Origin of the sequence: Streptomyces sp. NPDC006314, from assembly GCF_040613075.1 — a bacterium.
Lineage (GTDB): Bacteria > Actinomycetota > Actinomycetes > Streptomycetales > Streptomycetaceae > Streptomyces.
This window is the reverse complement of sequence record NZ_JBEXRL010000006.1, coordinates 142,444-159,309: the sequence shown is the minus strand read 5'-3', so window position 1 is coordinate 159,309 and position 16,866 is coordinate 142,444. Positions and strand designations below refer to the sequence as shown.

Sequence of the window (16,866 nt, the reverse complement as noted above, 5' to 3'; positions counted from 1 at the left end):
CTGTCACGGGAGTCCGGTGAAGCCGCACGGGCACCGAGGGATACCGCAGACCTCCACCAGCGCACCATAGGCCGTCGGATACGGCATCCGCACCGACGCACCACTGACCGCGTCCACCTCGGGCGAGCGGGGCAGGAGCGCGGACGCGGGGACGAGCGCGCGCTCGGCGTACACCCCGTAGCCGTTGTGCGAGCAGCTCGAGACGACGCTCACCGGCTGTCCCGGCGCCACGCCGGTCACCCCGGGGCCGCCGCCTCGACCAGACCCGCGGCGTCGTCGCCGGTCGCCGAATTCGACCTCCGGCACGTCCTCGACCAGGCCTTTCCCGGCCTGCTCGACGCGGTGGCCCAGCGGCGTACGACCCCTTTTGTCAGCTGAGCAGGATCACTTCCAGCGTCCGCGGCCCGTGCACGCCCTCCACCCGGTCCAGCTCGATGTCGCTGGTGGCCGAAGGGCCCGAGATCCAGGTCAACGGGCGGGTGGGGTCAAGGCGTTCGAGGGCCCGCGGGACGGAGGAGACCACCTGGTCGGGCACCCGCACCACGCAGATATGGTGATCGGGGACGAGGCTGATCCGACGGCGGCCCTGGTCGGGGCCGCCGTCGAGCACGATCGTGCCGGTCTCCGCGACCGCGACCGCGCAGCCCGTGACCACGCTGTCCACCCGGTCCAGCTCGCGCGGTGTGCTCCCGGTCCGGTCGGGGACCAGGGCGACGTCCGCCTCGGCCAGCCAGCCCGCCTCCAGGCCTTGCGGCACCAGCACCGAGCGCGCCTTCCGGCCGGCCAGCAACCGGCCGATCAGGCAGGGAAGTTCAGCCTGGCCGCAGCGGTGCACGAGCGCCCGGTAGTCCGCCAGGTTCTCCGCCAGCAGCTCCACCGTCCGCTCGGTCGTAGGCTCGCCGTGCTCGCGCAGATAGTCCCGCTCCACGGCCACCTCGTACGGCCTGTCGTCCGGCGTCACATCGGCGAGCGCCCGCCGCACCCGGCCCAGAACGCGTTCCCTGCTGCTCACTTGGCGCCGTCCTTCCCACCCCGCGTGCGCTGCCACCAGTCCCGGAAGGGTTCCGCCGGTACGGCCGGCAGGTCCCGGGTGCCGCTCCACGCCTTGCCCGGGCCCGGCAGGATACGGGGATGCAGCCGGCGGGTGCGGGAGGCGAGCCGCTGGCCGGTGCGCAGGGCGCCGGGATGGGCGAAGGCCCAGCGCGCGGCCCGCATGGCCGCCCGCTCGGCCGCATGCCCCTTGGCGGGCCTCAGGACGACCCTGTTGCCCTGTCGTACCGCCTCTCCGCCCTCCACGACCCGCTCCCGCAGATGCACCAGCACCTCCGGGATGTCGATGGCGACGGGACACACCTCGTAGCAGGCCCCGCACAGGGAGGAGGCATACGGCAGGGAGGCGTCGATCGCGCTTGCCGTGCCCCGGAGCTGAGGGCTGAGGATGGCGCCGATCGGGCCCGGATAGACCGAGCCGTAGGCGTGTCCGCCCGCCCGCTCGTAGACGGGGCAGACGTTCAGGCAGGCCGAACAGCGGATGCAGCGCAGGGCCTGGCGGCCGACCTGGTCGGCGAGGGCGTCGGTGCGGCCGTTGTCCAGGAGTACCAGGTGGAAGGCGCGGGGTCCGTCGGCCGTCTCGGAGTCCGTGGTGCCGGTCCACATGCTCGTGTACGGGTTCATGCGCTCGGCGGTGGAGGAGCGGGGCAGGGTCTGGAGGAAGACCTCCAGGTCCCGCCAGGTCGGCACCACCTTCTCGATGCCGACGACCGAGATCAGCGTCTCCGGCAGGGTCAGGCACATCCGGCCGTTGCCCTCGGACTCCACGACGACCAGGGTGCCGGTCTCGGCGACCATGAAATTGGCGCCGGAGATGCCGACCTTGGCGCGCAGGAACTTCTCCCGCAGGTGGAGCCGGGCGGCCTCGGCGAGTTCGGCGGGCGTGTCGGTCAGGCCCTCCGGGGCCGGGCGGCCCCACTCGCCCATCTCGCTCGCGAAGATGTCCCGGATCTCACCCCGGTTGCGGTGGATCGCCGGGACCAGGATGTGCGAGGGCCGGTCCCCGCCCAGCTGGACGATCAGCTCGGCGAGGTCGGTCTCATAGGCGCGTACGCCCTCCGCCTCGAGGGCTTCGTTGAGCCCGATCTCCTGCGTGGCCATCGATTTGACCTTGACGACCTCCGACTCGCCGGTCTCCTTGACCAGTCGGGCCACGATCCGGTTGGCCTCGTCCGCGTCGGCGGCCCAGTGGACCGTGCCGCCCGCCGCGGTGACCGACTCCTCCAACTGCACCAGATAACGGTCGAGATGGCGCAGGGTGTGGTCCTTGATCCGGCGGCCCGCCTCCCGCAGCTCCGCCCAGTCCGACAACTCGCCCACCGCCTTGGACCGTTTGGCGCGGATGGTGTGCGTGGCGTGCCGCAGGTTCCCCCGCAGGGTGGGGTCGTGGACGGCTTGGTGCGCGGCCTCCGGGAAGGAGGGGAACGCGGGCATGCCGACGAACGTTCCGCTCATACCGCCGGTTCCTCCTCCGTGCTCGCCAGGATCTCCGCGATGTGGACGGGCCGCATCCGTGTCCGCAGCCGGCTCATCGTGCCGCCGATGTGCATGAGGCAGGAGTTGTCGGCCGCGCACAGAACCTCCGCGCCCGTCGACTCGGCGTTGCGCACCTTGTCCGTGCCCATCGCCGCCGAGACCTCGGCGTTCTTCAGCGCAAACGTGCCGCCGAACCCGCAGCACTCCTCGGCTCCCGGCAGCTCGACCAGCTCCAGCCCCCTGACGGCTTCCAGCAGCCGCCGGGGCCGGTCGCCGAGTCCGAGGCCACGGAGGCCGTGGCAGGTGGGGTGGTAGGTGACCGTGTGCGGATAGTAGGCGCCGACGTCCGTGACGCCCAGCACGTCCACCAGGAACTCGGTGAGTTCGTACGTCTTGGGGATCACCGGCGCCAGGGTGGCGGCGAGGGAGTCCCCGCGGCCCTCGGCGCGGGCCCGCTCGCCCATCCGCGGATACAGCTCGCGCACCATCGCCCCGCACGACCCGGACGGCGTCACGATCGCCTCGTACTCGCGGAAGACATCGGAGAAGTGCCGGGCCAGTGGCTCCGCCTCATGCCGGTAGCCGGTGTTGTAGTGCGCCTGCCCGCAGCAGGTCTGGCCCATCGGGAAGTCGGTCTCGACGCCGAGTCTGGTCAGCAGCTTCAGTACGGCACGACCGGTGTCCGGATAGAGCGTGTCGTTGACGCAGGTCAGGAACAGGGCGACACGCATCGCGGCTCCTCGGGGTCGCTCATCGGACGAGTGCAGGGTAGTGGGCGCATACCGCCGGCGGGAGGCCGCGGCTCACCGGGCGCCGAGCCGCGCCTCGGCCTCCCCGCCAGCGGGCGGTGCCGCCGCGCGGCGCGTACCGGGTCAGCGGCTGGGTACGGGTGAGCAGCCGGCGCATCGCGGGAAGGTCGCCGACCAGACCGTGCGCGCGGCCCTGGACGAGGACGTTGCCCGGGGCGGCCGCCTCCGTCACCCCCGCCACCACCGGCAGCCCGCAGGCGTCGGCCGTCAGCTGGCAGAGCAGCGCGTTGCGGGTGCCCCCGCCCGCGATGTACACCACGTCCACCGCATGGTCGGCCAGCCGCTGCGCGTCCTCGACGCACCGCCGGTGGGCGAGCGCCAGCGAGTCGAGGATGCACCGGGTGACCTCGGCCCGTGTCCCCGGCACCGGCTGCCCCGACGCCCGGCACGCCTCGGGGATCCGTTCCGGCATCCGCCCCGGTGCCGGGAACGCCTCGCCCCCTCCGTCCACCACCGAGCGCAGCGTCGGCACGGTGGCGGCCTCGCGCAGCAGCAGCCCCAGATCCGGCTCTTCCCGGGCACGTACGCACTCCTGGAGCGACCACAGCCCCATGATGTTGCGCAGATACCGGACGGAGCCGTCGAGGCCCAGCTCGTTCGGCGACGCCCTCCGTGCGGGCGTCGCGGTAGTGCACCGGGTTGCCGAGCAGGGCGCCGTCGGCGTCCAGCAGGCCGTGGTCGACGGCCCAGCCGTCGATACCGACGGAGTCGAGCCGTCCGTCGCAGGGGGCAGCTGCCGCCCGCAGCCCGTCCAGCACACCGCCGTAGAGACCGAGGATGTCCCAGCGCAGTCCCCTCCGGGACACGCACCGCCCGGTTCGGGAACCGGTGCGCCTCGCTCAGTTCCAGCGAGTCCGGTCTCACACGGCCGACCATCACCCGCCCACTGGGCGCCCCCCAGGTCCACCGCGGCGTACGACTTCACGCGCGGGCTCATCGCAGGAACGCGGCCGCCACACCCGCGTCGACCGGGATGTGCAGCCCGGTAGTGTGCGTGAGATCCCCGCCCGTGAGCGCGAACACCGCGCCCGCCACGTGCTCCGGCAGCACCTCCCTGTCGAGGATCGTCCGCCGCGCGTAGAACTCACCCGGCTTCTCCTCCGGCACCCCGTACACGGCGGCCCGCCGCGCACCCCAGCCGCCGGCGAACATTCCGGAGCCTCGGACCACACCGTCCGGGTTGACACCGCTGACCTGGATGCCGTGCTCACCCGGCTCCGCGGCCAGCGGGCGTACTTGGTGGGCCTGATCGGCCTTGGCGGCGGAGCAGGCGATGTGTCCGGCCCGGCGAAGACGGCGTTCTTGGAGGTGATGTAGACGATGTCGTCGCCCAGCCCCTGCGGGATCATCACCCGCGCCGCCTCCCGTGACACCAGGAACGACCCACGGGCCATGATGTCGTGCTGGAGGTCCCAGTCCTCGGCGGTGGTCCCCAGCAGGGGCTTTGAGAGGGAGATAGCGGCATTGTTCACGACCAGGCCCACCCCGCCGAAGGCCAGCACCGCCGCCCGGAACGCCTCGGCGATCTGCTCCTCACCGTCCCGGACGACCTGGCGATCGTCGGTTACGACGACATCGGGTTCGCCGCCGCGGCCGCCGTGCCGCTCACCTCCGTACGGCAGCCCGCCGTCACCGTGGGCGCCCTCGCCGCCGAGCTGCTGCTGGAGGAGACCGAGCAGGGCGAGGGCAGGCGTGCGCACGAGCACCGCCGGGTGGTGCTCCAGCCGGAGCTGGTGGTGCGCCGCTCCAGCCTCGCCGCCCGCTGACCGGAAGTTCAGTAACAATCCATGATCCCTGAGGTCGGATCCCGCACGGTCATGTGCTGGACTGGGAGGCGTCCATCCCATTCGTCCCGGGAGCCCCGTTGAGCCTCAGCTACCGCCAGCCCGGCGTCGTCCTCACCGACCGCCGCTTCACCGTGCCCCTCGACCACGCCGACCCGGGCGGCGAGACCATCGAGCTGTACGCCCGCGAGGCGGTCGCGAGCGACAAGGCCGGGCAGGACCTGCCCTGGCTGCTGTACCTGCAGGGCGGACCCGGCTTCGGGGCGAATCGTTTCGTCGGACGTCAGGCCTGGCTCGGCCGGGCCCTGCAGGACTATCGCGTCCTGCTGCTCGACCAGCGCGGCACCGGCAGCTCCACGCCCGCCACCCGGCAGACGCTCCCGCTGCGCGGTGGCCCCGCCGAGCAGGCCGACTACCTCACCCGCTTCCGCGCCGACTCCATCGTCCGCGACTGCGAGGCCATCCGCCCGCAGGTCACCGGCGGCACCCCGTGGACCGTGCTCGGGCAGAGCTTCGGCGGCTTCTGCACGGTGTCGTACCTCTCGCTCGCTCCCGAGGGCCTGGACACCGCCGTGATCACCGGCGGGCTGCCCTCCCTGCACGCCCACGCCGACGACGTCTACCGCGCCGCCTACCCGCGCGTCGAACGCAAGGTCACCGCGCACTACGCCCGCTATCCGCAGGACGTCGAGCGGGCCCGCCGTATCGCCGACCACCTCCTCACCCACGACGTGGTCCTGCCGAACGGCTACCGTTTCACGGCGGAGGCCTTCCAGTCCCTGGGCCTGATGCTCGGCGCGGGCGACGGCAGCCACCGCCTGCACCACCTCCTGGAGGACGCCTTCGTGCGCACTCCCGGCGGCTTCGACCTCTCCGACGCCTTCCAGGAGCAGGCCCAGGCCCTGCTCTCGTACGCCGGCCACCCCCTGCACGCACTCGTCCACGAGGCGATCTACGGCCAGGACGCCCGCCCCACCGCCTGGGCCGCCGAGCGCGTCCGCGCCGAGTTCCCGCAGTTCGACGCGGCGAAGGCGCTCGCCGGTGACGCCCCGGTCCTGTTCACCGGCGAGACGATCCACCCCTGGATGTTCGACACCGACCCGGCCCTGCGCCCACTGCGCGAGACGGCCGAACTGCTCGCCGCCCGCACCGACTGGCGCCCGCTGTACGACCCCGCCCGCCTCGCCGCGAACGAGGTCCCGGTCGCCGCCGCCGTCTACCACGACGACATGTACGTCGACACCGTCCACTCGCTGGAGACCGCCCGCGCGATCCGCGGCCTGCGTACCTGGGTCACCGACGAGTTCGAGCACGACGGGCTGCGCGCCGGTGCGCCCCGGGTACTGGACCGGCTGCTGGCGTTGGTCCGGGACGAGGCCTGACATACCGGAAGGGGTGCGCTGGTGGCCGACGCGGACCACGAGGGGCGTGCCGCAAAAGGAGTTGCGGACGGGGCAGGGCCGCATAGTGTGCCGCCCATGACGGAGGAGAAGATCACCGAACTGCAGCCCCTGCCCGGCGACTGGCAGCGCGCCCTGGCCGTGGTGGCCCACCCCGACGACCTGGAGTACGGCTGCTCGGCGGCCGTCGCCGCCTGGACCGACGCCGGCCGCGAGGTCGCCTATGTGCTGGCCACCCGCGGCGAGGCGGGCATCGACACCGTCGACCCGGCCACCTGCGGCTCGCTGCGCGAGCGCGAGCAGCGGGCCAGTGCGGCCGTCGTCGGCGTCACCACGGTGGAGTTCCTCGACCACCGGGACGGCGTGATCGAGTACGGTCTCGCGCTGCGCCGTGACATCGCCGCCGCGATCCGGCGCCACCGACCCGAACTCGTCATCACCCTCAACCACCGCGACACCTGGGGCGGTGTCGCCTGGAACACCCCCGACCACGTCGCCGTCGGCCGCGCCACTCTCGACGCCGCCGCCGACGCCGGCAACCGCTGGATCTTCCCCGAACTCACCGAGCAGGGCCTCGAACCCTGGAACGGCGTCCGCTGGGTGGCCGTCGCCGGTTCCGCGGAACCCACCCACGCCGTCGACGCCACGCCCGGCCTGGAGCGGGCGGTGGGCTCGCTGCTCGAACACCGCACGTACATCGAGGCGTTGACCGACGAGGACCCGGAAACGTACGTCCGGGACTTCCTGACCGCCCAGACCACCGCCGTGGGCAAGCGCTTCGGCGGCCGACCGGCGGTGGCCTTCGAGGTCTTCGGCCGATAGCCCGATAGCCCGATAGCCCGACAGCGCGGCAGCCGACGGTACCCGGGCCGCCGCGCGGGCCGCACGGCACATGGGCGGCGAGGACGTCGGGGCATCGTGCTCAAGGCGATCGAAACGGGTGGCCCAGGGCAGCGGCGAACCGGCGTGACAGGCTCCGCGCGGCGGGTACGGCGGGGCGCGGCGGCAGTGGGGGGTGCGCGCGCAACCCGCCCTCCCCGTGGACGTGGTGGGTGGCGCTCGCCCTGGTGACGGGTACGGGACCGGCAGCCGCCGGGACCGGCACTCCCGCTCCGGACAGGGAGTCCTCCGGCCGGTCCGACATCGGCGACGGGCGCGGGCACTTACCTGCACTGCAAGGCGCCCGGAGGTGGCCGAGGCCGCCGATGCCCAGCACCGGGGCGGCGGCGCACCCGGGGCTGCACGGGTCCTCGGACGGGCGGGACCTGACCACCAGCGCCATCGCACTGACCCGGACCGTGCGGTGAACGACGCGGAGCAGGGCGGTTCCGCAGGTCAGTAGGCTGGACCCCATGCCGGACCAGATAGCTGACCCCTCCGACCTGCGCGGCGACTGCGCCCAGTGCTTCGGGCTGTGCTGTGTCGCCCTGCCCTTCGCGCGCTCCGCCGACTTCGCGCTGAACAAGCCCGCGGGCAAGCCGTGCCCGAACCTCCGGGGCGACCACCGCTGCGGTATCCACGCCGACCTGCGCGAGAAGGGCTTCACCGGCTGCACGGTCTACGACTGCTTCGGCGCCGGTCAGAAGGTCTCACAGGTCACCTTCGGCGGGCAGGACTGGCGCACGGGCCCCAGGGAGCGCGCGCGGCAGATGGCCGACGTGTTCCCGGTCGTACGGCAGCTGCACGAACTGCTGTGGTACCTGACCGAAGCGCTCGGTCTGCCCGCCGCCCGGCCCGTCCACGCCGATCTGCGGCGGGCGCTGGAGCAGACCGAGCGGCTCACCCGGCAGACTCCCGAGGAGCTGGCCGCGCTGGACGTGGCCGCACACCGGCAGGAGGTCAATGTGCTCCTGCTGCGCACCAGCGAGCTGGCCCGGGCCGACGTCGGCAAGAAGGGCAAGAAGGGCGGCGGGAAGGACCGCCGGGGCGCGGATCTCATCGGGGCCCGTCTCAAAGGCGCCGACCTGCGGGGGGCGAGCCTGCGCGGTGCCTATCTCATCGCCGCCGACCTCACCGGTGCCGACCTGCGCGGCGCGGATCTGATCGGCGCCGACCTGCGGGATGCCGACCTGACCGACGCGGACCTCACCGGTGCCTTCTTCCTCACCCAGCCGCAGGTCAACGGGGCCCGGGGCAACGCCGGCACCAAGCTGCCGGAGTCAGTCACCCGCCCGGTGCACTGGACAGCGGGCAGCTGATCCGGGGGCGTCGTCGGGGAGCGTGACCGGTACGGCCTCTCCGCGGGCGGGGCGGCGGCCGGCCGGCTGCGCAGCCTCGTCCGGCACACGTCCGGGCGCTTGCGGTGCCGGGCAGCGACCGGCCGCGTCCGCGACGTCTTCGGGCGATCGTCCATCCGCCGGTTCCGAGACCGCTTCCGGCGTGGGTCCGGCCGCCGGCACCGACCCGATGGGCGGTGCGGGCCGGCGTTCCAGCCGCATGCGCAGTCCCTCCGGCATCAGCGTGAGCCGCTCGGTGACGGTCAGCCGGTAGGCGGGGTCGGCCCGCAGGTCGTAGCGGCGCAGCAGCAGGCCGAGGACCAGGGTCGCCTCGTGCAGCGCGAACTGGCGGCCGACGCAGGCGCGCGCCCCGGTGCCGAACGGTTTGAAGGTGTGGGGTGGCCGGGCCCGTACGGCCTTGGTGTCGAACCGGTCCGGGTCGAACCGTTCGGCGTCCTCGCCCCACGCCCCGGGGTCACGGTGCAGCATCGGCGTCAGCACCAGCGCCCACGCGCCCCGGCGCATCGGATGGTCTCCGGCGAGCACCGTGTCGTGGCGCGCCTCGCGGGCGAAGGCCGGCGCGGTCGGCCACAGCCGCAGCGACTCGTCGAGCACCCGGCGGACATAGCGCAGCCTGGCGATCTGCTCGTAGCCGGGCCGCGGGGTGTCGCCCCAGACCCGGTCCACCTCGGCGCGGGCCCGGGCGGCGACCTCCGGGTACCGGGCGAGGTGGTACAGGGCGAAGGAGAGCGCGCCCGAGGTGGTCTCATGGCCCGCCACCAGGAACGTGATCACCTGCTTGCGGACGTTCTCCGCCGACAGCTTCGCGCCGGTCTGGGGGTGGGACGTCTCCAGCATGCGGTCCAGCAGGTCCCCGCTGCCGCCGCCGGACCGGCGCCGGGCCGCGACCAGGTCGTCGACCGTGCGGTCGAGGTGGGCCATGTCGGCCGCGTTGCGCCGGGCGGCGGCGCGCAGCAGCAGCGGGGCCAGCGGCCCCGGCACGCTGTTCAGCCGCTGTGCGTAGGTGAGGGTGCCGACCATCGCCGTGACGAAGGGGTGCGGCCGGTCCCGCTCGAAGGAGCCGAAGTCGTGCCCGAACCCGGTCCGCGCGATCGTCTCCAGGGTCAGCCTGGTCATGTCCCCGGGCACGTCCACCGTGCGTCCGGCCGCGGCCTCCCGGTCCCAGTGGTCGGTCAGCCGGCCGGCGGCCGCCAGCATCATCCCGTGGTAGCCCTCCATGGCCTCCCGGCTGAACCCGGGCGCCAGTACGTCGTGCGCCAGCTGCCAGTTCGGCTCGTGGTTGTAGGCGGTGAACAGACCGTCCCCGGCGACCGGCCGCAGATTGGCCACCCCCAGCCCGACGTGCTTGGCGAACCGGGACTCGTCCGCGAGGTCCGCGACCAGCGGCGCCCCCCACACGAACACGAACTCCTTGCCGAAGGCCCGGCGCCGGAAGATCGGGCCCAGCTCGCGCGCGAAGCGCATGGAGTCCTGCAGCGGCCGGTGCCGGTCGGCGCCGAGCACATCGCCGAGCAGCGGCAGCCGGCGCGGCGGGTGCGGGATGCGGTGCAGCTGGGGCCAGCCCTGCTCGGCGCTCCGGAAACCCTTCGGCAGCCCGGTCTCGGTCGTCTCCGCCATGACGCGATCTCCCTTGATCCAGCGGATCGTTGAACCTGTGACGCGCGCGAGTTGTACGTGAGTTCAATAACGTGTTCCAGTGTGGTCGGGTTGTTGAACCGACGTCAAGTAAAGTGACCGCATGGCCGCGAATCAGGGGGAGCGGGTCCGGCGCAGACTCAGCACCGAGGAGCGCCGTGCGCAGCTGCTCTCGGTCGGCGCGAAACTGTTCTCGGAGAGCCCTTACGACGAGGTGTGGATCGAGCAGGTCGCCGAGATCGCCGGGGTCTCCCGCGGGCTGCTGTACCACTACTTCCCGACCAAGCGGGACTTCTTCGCCGCGGTCGTGGAGCGCGAGAGCGAGCGGATGCTGCGTATGACGGCGGCCCTGCCCGGCGTGCCGGTCCGCGAGCAGCTCACCGCCGGCCTCGACGCCTACCTCGGTTATGTGGAGGCCCACGCCCACGGCTTCCGCGCCTTCCACCGGGCCGACGCGGCCGGCGACCAGGCCGTACGCCGCGTCTATCAGCGTGCGCTGGCGGCCCAGGAGCGGCAGATATTGGCGGTGCTCGCGGCCGACCCCGAGTTCGGGCCGGCCTTCGGGTGTGTCCCGCAGATACGCCTGGCCGTGCGCGGCTGGCTCGCCTTCACCACGGCCGTGTGCCTCGACTGGCTGCGCGGGCGCGAGGTGACCCGGGAACAGGTGCGGGACCTGTGCGCCCGCGCGCTGCTGGGGGTCATCGTCTGACCTTCGGCCCGTCGGGACCCTCCGTCGGTGGCGGGCCCGGTTGGCGCGCACACCGATCTCCGCTAGGTTAGGCAAGGCTTACCTAAGGAGGTCTGGGGATGGGTGACACGCAGGACTGGACGGCCGCACCGGGCACGGCGGAACGGGCCCGGTCGGTGCTGGCCGCCGCGTGGTCGTGCACGGTGACCGCGGACGGCGCACGCGAGGAGTACGTCGGCGCGCACACCGTGACCGACGACGGCGCGGTACGGCTGACGGTGCCCGACGACGGCGCCCTGCTCGCGGCGGCCATCTGCGCGCCGCGCCAAGAACCCTCCGCCGTGCTGGAGTTCGCCGACGCGGCCCCCGTCCCGGTGCGCGACCGCATCCGTGCCCGGCTCTGGCTCGCCGGCTGGTTCGCCCCGACCGAGGGGTCCCTGCTCTTCCGGCCCACCCGCGTCGTGCTGCGGCAGTCCTGCGGGGCCGTGGTCGTCGATCCCGGCGAGTTCACCGCCGCCCGCCCGGACCCCCTCGTCGGCGCCGAGCCCCGGTTGCTCACCCACCTCGCCGACGCCCACCCGGACGCCGTCGAGCGGCTCACCCGCCTGGTGCGGCCGGAGAGCCTGCACGCCGCGACCCGTGTGGCGCCCCTCGCCGTCGACCGGCACGGACTGACCCTGCGCATCGAACGCACCCGCGCCCACGGCGACGTACGACTGCCCTTCCACGCGCCCGCCGACGATGTCGCCCAGCTCACCGAGCGCATGCGCGTCCTGCTGACGCAGGCCAGTGCCGCCGCCTGTCCTCGCGCGCTACAGCGGCAGCGCGCAGACGGCGACAGGTGAGGCGAACGGCTCGCCGGCCGAGCGGAGGTCTCCGCTGCCGGTGTCGACGTGGAAGGCGCTGACCGTCCCGGAGCGCTGGTTCGCCGCGAACAGCAGCCGGCCGTCGGGAGAGAACGCGATCTGCCGGGGGAAGTCCCCGCCCACCGGTACCGTGCCGAGCAGCCGCAGCCGGGCCCCGTCGGCCTCGACGGCATACCGCGCCAGGCTGTTGTGGCCCCGGTTGGCCAGGAAGGCGTACGCACCGTTCGCCGTCACCAGGATCTGCGCCGGATAGTTGGTGGCATCACCCGAACCCGTGGGCTGCGGCCCCCCGATCGTCAGGCGGCCGGTCTTCGGGTCGTAGGCGCAGACGGCGACCGTGTCGTCCACCTCGTTGGCCAGGTAGGCGTACCGGCCGCCCGGATGGAAGGTCAGATGGCGCGGCCCCGCGCCGGGCCGGGTGTGCGCCCGCGCAACTTCCGTGAGTGTGCCCTCGGCCCGGTCGAGGCGGTAGGTGTAGACGGTGTCGGTGCCGAGGTCGACGGCGAGGACGTGACCGCCGTCCGGGCTGGTGAGGAACTGGTGGGCGTGCGGGCCCTGTTGACCCGGACCGGGCGCCGGAGAGGAGTGCGTGACCAGATCGGTGCGCTCGCCCAGAGCGCCCGAGCCGTCGATCGGGTGCACGGTGACACTGCCCGACCCGTAGTTGGCGCTGAGCAGCCAGCGCCCGGTCGGGTGCACCGACAGATGGCAGGGTCCCGCGCCGCCCGTGCTCCAGGTGCCGAGGACCCGCCGGTCCACGAGACGTACGGCCGTCACGCCGCCGTCCTGCCGCTCGTTCACCGCGTACAGCGTCCGGCCGTCCGGGTGCACGGCCAGGTACGACGGGTCGGGGACCCCGGGGAGCGTGCCCGCACCGGTGATCCGCCCCGTCGCCGGGTCGTACGCGGCCAGACCGATGCCGGTGCCGCCGCCGTCGGCGGAGGTGTAGGTGCCCAGGTACAGCGGGCGGGGGCGCCCGGACGGCTCCCGTGGCGGTGCGGCGGCCTTCGGCTCGCTGTCCGCGGGTGGGGTGTCCACCGGCGGGGCCGCCGGAGACGGCACCACCACGACGGCCGCCGTGCCCGCCACGGCCCCGACGAACCGGCGCCTGTTCCAGCCTCCCCCGGGCTCTCGGTTCCTGCCCCCGGCGCGATTCCGCCCGAGCGGGGGAACCCCCATGGGCAGGCGGGACCTCCAGCGCGCCGCCCGTGCCTCCGTGTCCATGCCGCACCTCAGGTCGTCGGTTGCCCCGGTCGTGACAGATACCCTGACCCGTGTGCACCGCCAAGGGCAAGCCGGGCAACGTCCGTTGCGCTGGATGCAACGCAAGGGGTCTACCAGTCTCCGTCCCCGACCGGCTTGCCCGGCGCGTCCTTCAATGGGGTCACCTGGCCGGGAGACGGAGCCTGCCACGGATCCAGGTCGTCCCCGAGCCAGTCGCCGGCCGGCTTGACCGCCCGGAGGGTGTCCGTGGGGGCGAGATCCTCGGCGTCCGTGTCGTAGTAGTCGTACCAGGGCAGTCCCGCCTGCGTGTAAGCCGCCCGGTCCACCGGGGACGGCGGGGGCGCCTCTCCGGTGATGCGGCGCCACTCCGGCGGCGTGACCAGGTGGACGAACACCCGCCCGGCGGGCTCCTCGGACCAGTCCGACAGGGGCCTGTCGTCCCGGTAGACCTCCTGCCGCATCGAGCCGCCGACGCCCAGGCCCATGGCCGCGGCGCGCCGCCGGGGTGCCGCACCCGGGGCCGAGGGCGGCGGTGGGACCGCGCCGGGGGCGGCGGCCGCCATCGGCATCGCCGCGCCGGGGGCGGCCATCATCGGCGGAGCCGCGCCGTACCCCCAGGCCGCGTGGCTCCGCGCGCGCCGCTCCCGCTCCAGCCGCTCCCGCTCCTGGCGCCGCCACTCGGCCAGAGCGTCCTCCCTGAGCGGGAACGACTGCAGCTGGACGCCGCCCCACACCTCCTCACCGGTGACCTGTCCCTCCACGGTCGCGCCCAGCCCAAGCGGTACGGCGACGAACTGGCGGACCGTGCCCTTCCCGGAGTTGATGCCGTCCAGCCAGGGCTGGCGGGGCAGCACCACATAGTTCTGCGGGCGCCGGGAGAGCCGGGCGCTCCACGGCTTGCCGGACACCGCGCACACCTTGCCCACCCCGACCTGGAGCGCCGCGGGCTCCGTCGTACCGGAGAAACTCAGCCACATCGCCTCGCGGTGATACACCGGCAGCATCACGCCACCGCGCGCCCGCCACTCCTCGGGGACCGTGTCGGCATGGTCGGCGACCCGCCGGACCGGGAACTCGCCCAGCCCCGGCGGCAGCGGATGCGTGCCCGTCTCGGGCAGCCGCAGCGTGCGGACGAACCGCACTGCCACCCCGCCCGGCAGCCGCAGTGTGTTCCCGTCGATCCGTACCGCCGCGCCGGTCATCCGACCGCCCCCTCACATCCCGTGCCGACCCGTTCCGGCACCTTCCTCACCGAGAACGCTCGCCGAACCCGGTACGGTTCCGCCACAGCTCCTCCTGCACGCCGAGGCGCTCACGCAGCCGGGACATCCGCGGCAGCTTCGCCCGCTGCTCCCGGGAGACCCGGTCCAGCTCCTCCAGCAGGCGGCGGGTGCGGTGCTCGGTGTTCAGCTCTTCGATGATCCGGGTCGTCTCGGTCAGCACCGCGCCCATCAGCTGCCAGTTCGCCCAGTCCTTCCGGACCTCCTCCTGGAACAGCTCGGCCAGCCGGTCACGGGTGCCGGCCGCCGTGTGCAACTCGGCCGTCAGCCGGGCCTCCGCCGACTCGGCGTTCTCGCTCAGATGGGTGGTCACCAGGACGACGAAGCTGACCACCGCGTCGGCGATCTCCGACAGCAGCTGCTCGACGGTCGCCCCGACCCGCGGCGGGAACAGCTCCTCCGACCCGCGGGCCTTCGCCAGGTCCGTGAACGAACGGGCCAGCACCCGCAGGACCACCGTGCAGATCTCCAGCGTGTCCAGACCGGTGCGCAGAACCACCCGGTGCAGCAGGCCCTCCTTCACGCGCGGATTGAGCCGCAGGCTGTCCTCGGCCTGCCGCAGTGCCGCGTCCACCCGGACGATGTCGTGGTCCAGCCGGCGCGCCTCGTGCAGCCGTTCGGCCGCGCGCTCCCAGGGAATCCGGCCGGCGGCCTCCTCACCCATCCGCAGCATCAACTGCCGCACCCGGCGTGCCAGGTCCTCGATCGACCGGCCCGCCTCGTCCACCCACACCGGCGGCGGGAGCAACAGGTTGCAGGCCGTCCCGACGACCGCGCCGATCAGCGTCTCCACGATCCGGGCCCACGCGGTGAAACCGACGGTGGTCACCCCGAGCACCAGCATGGCGCTGATCGCCACCTCGGCCACGTATTCGTCGACCCGCACCAGGTGTCCCACGGCCAGTGCGGCCACGATCAGCAGCGCGAGGCTCCACCAGGTGAGCCCGACGAGCCCGCTGAAGGCGATGGCGACCAGCACACCGGCCACCACCGAGTTCACCCGGCGGATGCCGTTGGTGAGCGTGGCGTAGAAGGTCACCTGGACGACCAGCAGAGCGGTCAGGGGCGCGGTCAGGGGGGCGGGTTCCGGGCTCAGGCGCAGGGCGATGACATAGGCGATCGTCGCGGCCGTGGCCGACCGCAGCGTCTGGACGACCACCGGCTGCCGGCGTCGCTCCACCAGGCGCAGCAGTCCTGAAGTCCACTTTCGTACGTCGTGCATTCCTTGGCCTGTTCCCGTTCCTAGGGTGCGTCGAACGTGGTCGATTGTGGACTCTTTGTGTCCGATTCTGTCCGCAAAGATTGCGAGCGGGGCGCGAAGTGGGCGCCGCCGGTGACATGAACGGCTCTCCGGGGCATCGCAAGGGGCGGATTTCCGTCATCCGGTCGAAGGCGAGGGCTTGTGGGCCCTGAACGGGGACACGACGACGCGCATCGCCTCCGCCTCCCGGGACGGCACCGTGCGCATCCGGGCCATCGCCACCGGCTCGGCGGCCCGCTCTCCGGCAGGTGGACGGCACAGGGCGAGGTGTCCGACGTGCCCTGTCTCCGACGGCACCCGTTTGGCCGCCGCCTCGTCACCGGCTCCCGCGACCGGACAATCCGCCTGTGGGATGCCGACGGCACCGGACTCGCCGTCCCGGCCGGCCACGAGGACCGGGTCCAGGACGTGGCCGACGCCCTCCTCACCGGCACGGCCCACACCACCGAGCCGCGTACCCTGCGACCTTGCCCGGCACCTCGACCGACCACGGCCGGCGACCGCTTCCCGCGAGCGGACCGTATGCGGGTTCCGCGCCCCCTCCCCATGGAGGTTGAAAGACGACCTCAGACGTAGAGCTTGTCGATGAACGCGGACAGGTTGCCCCTCGTACGGGCCACCTGCTCCTCCAGGGTCAGGCTCTCCTCGAACCGGCCGCCGGACTCCGGCACCTTCCTGCCCCGTACATACAGGGAACACGCCAGATCCGTGCACATGTACACGCCGACCGAGTTGCCCTCGCGGCCCGCGGCTCCCGCCTTGCGCGCGGTCATCAGCGACACCCCACCGCCGGGATGTGTGGTCAGGCACACCGAGCACATGCTGCGGTGCAGAAAACCCCGCCGGGAGGCCGGGAAGCGCAGGGTGATACCGACGAGCCCGCCGTCCCGTTCGGTGACCAGACAGCTGCGGTCGGGCGCCCCGGGATCTCGCCAGCCCAGGAAGTCCAGGTCGTCCCACGGGCGTTCACCGAGATCACGCGGAACCGCCAGCCGCTTGGCCTCCCCCTTGGAGCAATTGACAAAGGAATTGCGGATGTCCTGCTCGGTGAGCGATCTCATGGGGGGGAGTCCTTCCGGATGCGATCGTGTGAACCTAGAGCCCCTAGGTGCGCGGCTAGCGTAGGTAGCCAAGGAGGGAGGGGGCCACTGGATTT

16 protein-coding genes and 2 pseudogenes are annotated in these 16,866 nt (G+C 73.0%); 7 read left to right on the top strand and 11 right to left on the bottom strand.

Annotated features, from left to right (window positions below):
* Positions 1 to 3: 3 nt before the first annotated feature.
* The 6 genes and pseudogenes from ABZ079_RS13260 to ABZ079_RS13235 form a co-directional block, all read right to left on the bottom strand.
* The gene (locus ABZ079_RS13260) at positions 4 to 213 is read right to left on the bottom strand and encodes a hypothetical protein (RefSeq protein ID WP_356939530.1); all 210 of its coding nucleotides are present in this window, start codon (positions 211 to 213) and stop codon (positions 4 to 6) included.
* Positions 214 to 370: 157 nt separating this feature from the next.
* Positions 371 to 1,012, bottom strand: coding sequence for a lactate utilization protein C (locus ABZ079_RS13255; RefSeq protein ID WP_356939529.1), 642 nt, complete (start codon positions 1,010 to 1,012; stop codon positions 371 to 373).
* A complete protein-coding gene (locus ABZ079_RS13250; RefSeq protein WP_356939528.1) occupies positions 1,009 to 2,505 on the bottom strand; it encodes a LutB/LldF family L-lactate oxidation iron-sulfur protein in 1,497 nt (498 codons plus the stop codon). The genes ABZ079_RS13255 and ABZ079_RS13250 overlap by 4 nt, the downstream gene beginning before the upstream one ends.
* A complete protein-coding gene (locus tag ABZ079_RS13245; protein WP_356939527.1) occupies positions 2,502 to 3,257 on the bottom strand; it encodes a (Fe-S)-binding protein in 756 nt (251 codons plus the stop codon). The genes ABZ079_RS13250 and ABZ079_RS13245 overlap by 4 nt, the downstream gene beginning before the upstream one ends.
* Before the next feature lie 19 nt (positions 3,258 to 3,276).
* Positions 3,277 to 4,272, bottom strand: coding sequence for an FGGY-family carbohydrate kinase (locus ABZ079_RS13240; RefSeq protein WP_356939526.1), 996 nt, complete (start codon positions 4,270 to 4,272; stop codon positions 3,277 to 3,279).
* Positions 4,269 to 4,870 (bottom strand): annotated as a pseudogene (locus ABZ079_RS13235) (SDR family oxidoreductase); the annotation flags it as partial. The gene ABZ079_RS13240 and the pseudogene ABZ079_RS13235, both read right to left, overlap by 4 nt.
* Positions 4,871 to 4,873: 3 nt before the next feature.
* Here ABZ079_RS13235 and ABZ079_RS13230 point away from each other — a divergent pair.
* The 4 genes and pseudogenes from ABZ079_RS13230 to ABZ079_RS13215 all read left to right on the top strand — a co-directional run.
* Positions 4,874 to 5,101 (top strand): annotated as a pseudogene (locus ABZ079_RS13230) (substrate-binding domain-containing protein); the annotation flags it as partial.
* A 98-nt stretch (positions 5,102 to 5,199) separates the two neighbouring features.
* The gene (locus ABZ079_RS13225; RefSeq protein WP_356939525.1) at positions 5,200 to 6,501 is read left to right on the top strand and encodes an alpha/beta fold hydrolase; all 1,302 of its coding nucleotides are present in this window, start codon (positions 5,200 to 5,202) and stop codon (positions 6,499 to 6,501) included.
* Positions 6,502 to 6,597: 96 nt separating this feature from the next.
* Entirely contained in the window at positions 6,598 to 7,341 is a 744-nt protein-coding gene (locus ABZ079_RS13220; protein ID WP_356939524.1) for a PIG-L deacetylase family protein, read from the top strand.
* Between the two features lie 530 nt (positions 7,342 to 7,871).
* Positions 7,872 to 8,717, top strand: a complete 846-nt coding sequence (locus ABZ079_RS13215) for a pentapeptide repeat-containing protein (protein ID WP_356939523.1) — start codon at positions 7,872 to 7,874, stop codon at positions 8,715 to 8,717.
* On the opposite strand, the gene ABZ079_RS13210 is transcribed toward ABZ079_RS13215, so the two are convergent.
* Complete coding sequence (locus ABZ079_RS13210; protein ID WP_356939522.1) at positions 8,679 to 10,373, bottom strand: cytochrome P450; 1,695 nt, start codon at positions 10,371 to 10,373, stop codon at positions 8,679 to 8,681. The two genes, ABZ079_RS13215 and ABZ079_RS13210, sit on opposite strands and share 39 nt — an antisense overlap.
* A gap of 121 nt (positions 10,374 to 10,494) precedes the next feature.
* Between ABZ079_RS13210 and ABZ079_RS13205 the strand changes: the two genes are divergently transcribed.
* Entirely contained in the window at positions 10,495 to 11,100 is a 606-nt protein-coding gene (locus ABZ079_RS13205) for a TetR/AcrR family transcriptional regulator (RefSeq protein ID WP_356939521.1), read from the top strand.
* 98 nt (positions 11,101 to 11,198) lie between these two features.
* Positions 11,199 to 11,924, top strand: a complete 726-nt coding sequence (locus ABZ079_RS13200) for a DUF2470 domain-containing protein (RefSeq protein WP_356939520.1) — start codon at positions 11,199 to 11,201, stop codon at positions 11,922 to 11,924.
* Here the strand turns inward: ABZ079_RS13200 and ABZ079_RS13195 are convergent.
* The 3 genes from ABZ079_RS13195 to ABZ079_RS13185 all read right to left on the bottom strand — a co-directional run bounded on the left by ABZ079_RS13195 (position 11,892) and on the right by ABZ079_RS13185 (position 15,671).
* Positions 11,892 to 13,034 (bottom strand): lactonase family protein, encoded by a 1,143-nt coding sequence (locus tag ABZ079_RS13195; RefSeq protein ID WP_356939519.1) that lies wholly within the window; start codon positions 13,032 to 13,034, stop codon positions 11,892 to 11,894. The genes ABZ079_RS13200 and ABZ079_RS13195 overlap by 33 nt on opposite strands.
* Positions 13,035 to 13,279: 245 nt before the next feature.
* Positions 13,280 to 14,371: a hypothetical protein gene (locus tag ABZ079_RS13190; protein ID WP_356939518.1), complete on the bottom strand. Its 1,092-nt coding sequence runs from the start codon at positions 14,369 to 14,371 to the stop codon at positions 13,280 to 13,282.
* A gap of 46 nt (positions 14,372 to 14,417) precedes the next feature.
* Complete coding sequence (locus tag ABZ079_RS13185; RefSeq protein ID WP_356939517.1) at positions 14,418 to 15,671, bottom strand: aromatic acid exporter family protein; 1,254 nt, start codon at positions 15,669 to 15,671, stop codon at positions 14,418 to 14,420.
* 180 nt (positions 15,672 to 15,851) lie between these two features.
* Here ABZ079_RS13185 and ABZ079_RS13180 point away from each other — a divergent pair, with 180 nt between their 5' ends.
* Positions 15,852 to 16,286: a hypothetical protein gene (locus ABZ079_RS13180; protein WP_356939516.1), complete on the top strand. Its 435-nt coding sequence runs from the start codon at positions 15,852 to 15,854 to the stop codon at positions 16,284 to 16,286.
* Here ABZ079_RS13180 and ABZ079_RS13175 read toward each other — a convergent pair.
* Positions 16,277 to 16,771 (bottom strand): FBP domain-containing protein, encoded by a 495-nt coding sequence (locus ABZ079_RS13175; RefSeq protein WP_356939515.1) that lies wholly within the window; start codon positions 16,769 to 16,771, stop codon positions 16,277 to 16,279. The two genes, ABZ079_RS13180 and ABZ079_RS13175, sit on opposite strands and share 10 nt — an antisense overlap.
* Positions 16,772 to 16,866: the final 95 nt, after the last annotated feature.

What these genes read in the sequence shown, in the direction of transcription:
- ABZ079_RS13240 (WP_356939526.1), bottom strand. Translation starts at nt 4,272, where the DNA reads ATGAGCCCGCGCGTGAAGTCGTACGCCGCGGTGGACCTGGGGGGCGCC.
- ABZ079_RS13200 (WP_356939520.1), top strand. Translation starts at nt 11,199, where the DNA reads ATGGGTGACACGCAGGACTGGACGGCCGCACCGGGCACGGCGGAACGG.
- ABZ079_RS13220 (WP_356939524.1), top strand. Translation starts at nt 6,598, where the DNA reads ATGACGGAGGAGAAGATCACCGAACTGCAGCCCCTGCCCGGCGACTGG.
- ABZ079_RS13245 (WP_356939527.1), bottom strand. Translation starts at nt 3,257, where the DNA reads ATGCGTGTCGCCCTGTTCCTGACCTGCGTCAACGACACGCTCTATCCG.
- ABZ079_RS13215 (WP_356939523.1), top strand. Translation starts at nt 7,872, where the DNA reads ATGCCGGACCAGATAGCTGACCCCTCCGACCTGCGCGGCGACTGCGCC.
- ABZ079_RS13190 (WP_356939518.1), bottom strand. Translation starts at nt 14,371, where the DNA reads ATGACCGGCGCGGCGGTACGGATCGACGGGAACACACTGCGGCTGCCG.
- ABZ079_RS13250 (WP_356939528.1), bottom strand. Translation starts at nt 2,505, where the DNA reads ATGAGCGGAACGTTCGTCGGCATGCCCGCGTTCCCCTCCTTCCCGGAG.
- ABZ079_RS13205 (WP_356939521.1), top strand. Translation starts at nt 10,495, where the DNA reads ATGGCCGCGAATCAGGGGGAGCGGGTCCGGCGCAGACTCAGCACCGAG.
- ABZ079_RS13175 (WP_356939515.1), bottom strand. Translation starts at nt 16,771, where the DNA reads ATGAGATCGCTCACCGAGCAGGACATCCGCAATTCCTTTGTCAATTGC.
- ABZ079_RS13185 (WP_356939517.1), bottom strand. Translation starts at nt 15,671, where the DNA reads ATGCACGACGTACGAAAGTGGACTTCAGGACTGCTGCGCCTGGTGGAG.
- ABZ079_RS13210 (WP_356939522.1), bottom strand. Translation starts at nt 10,373, where the DNA reads ATGGCGGAGACGACCGAGACCGGGCTGCCGAAGGGTTTCCGGAGCGCC.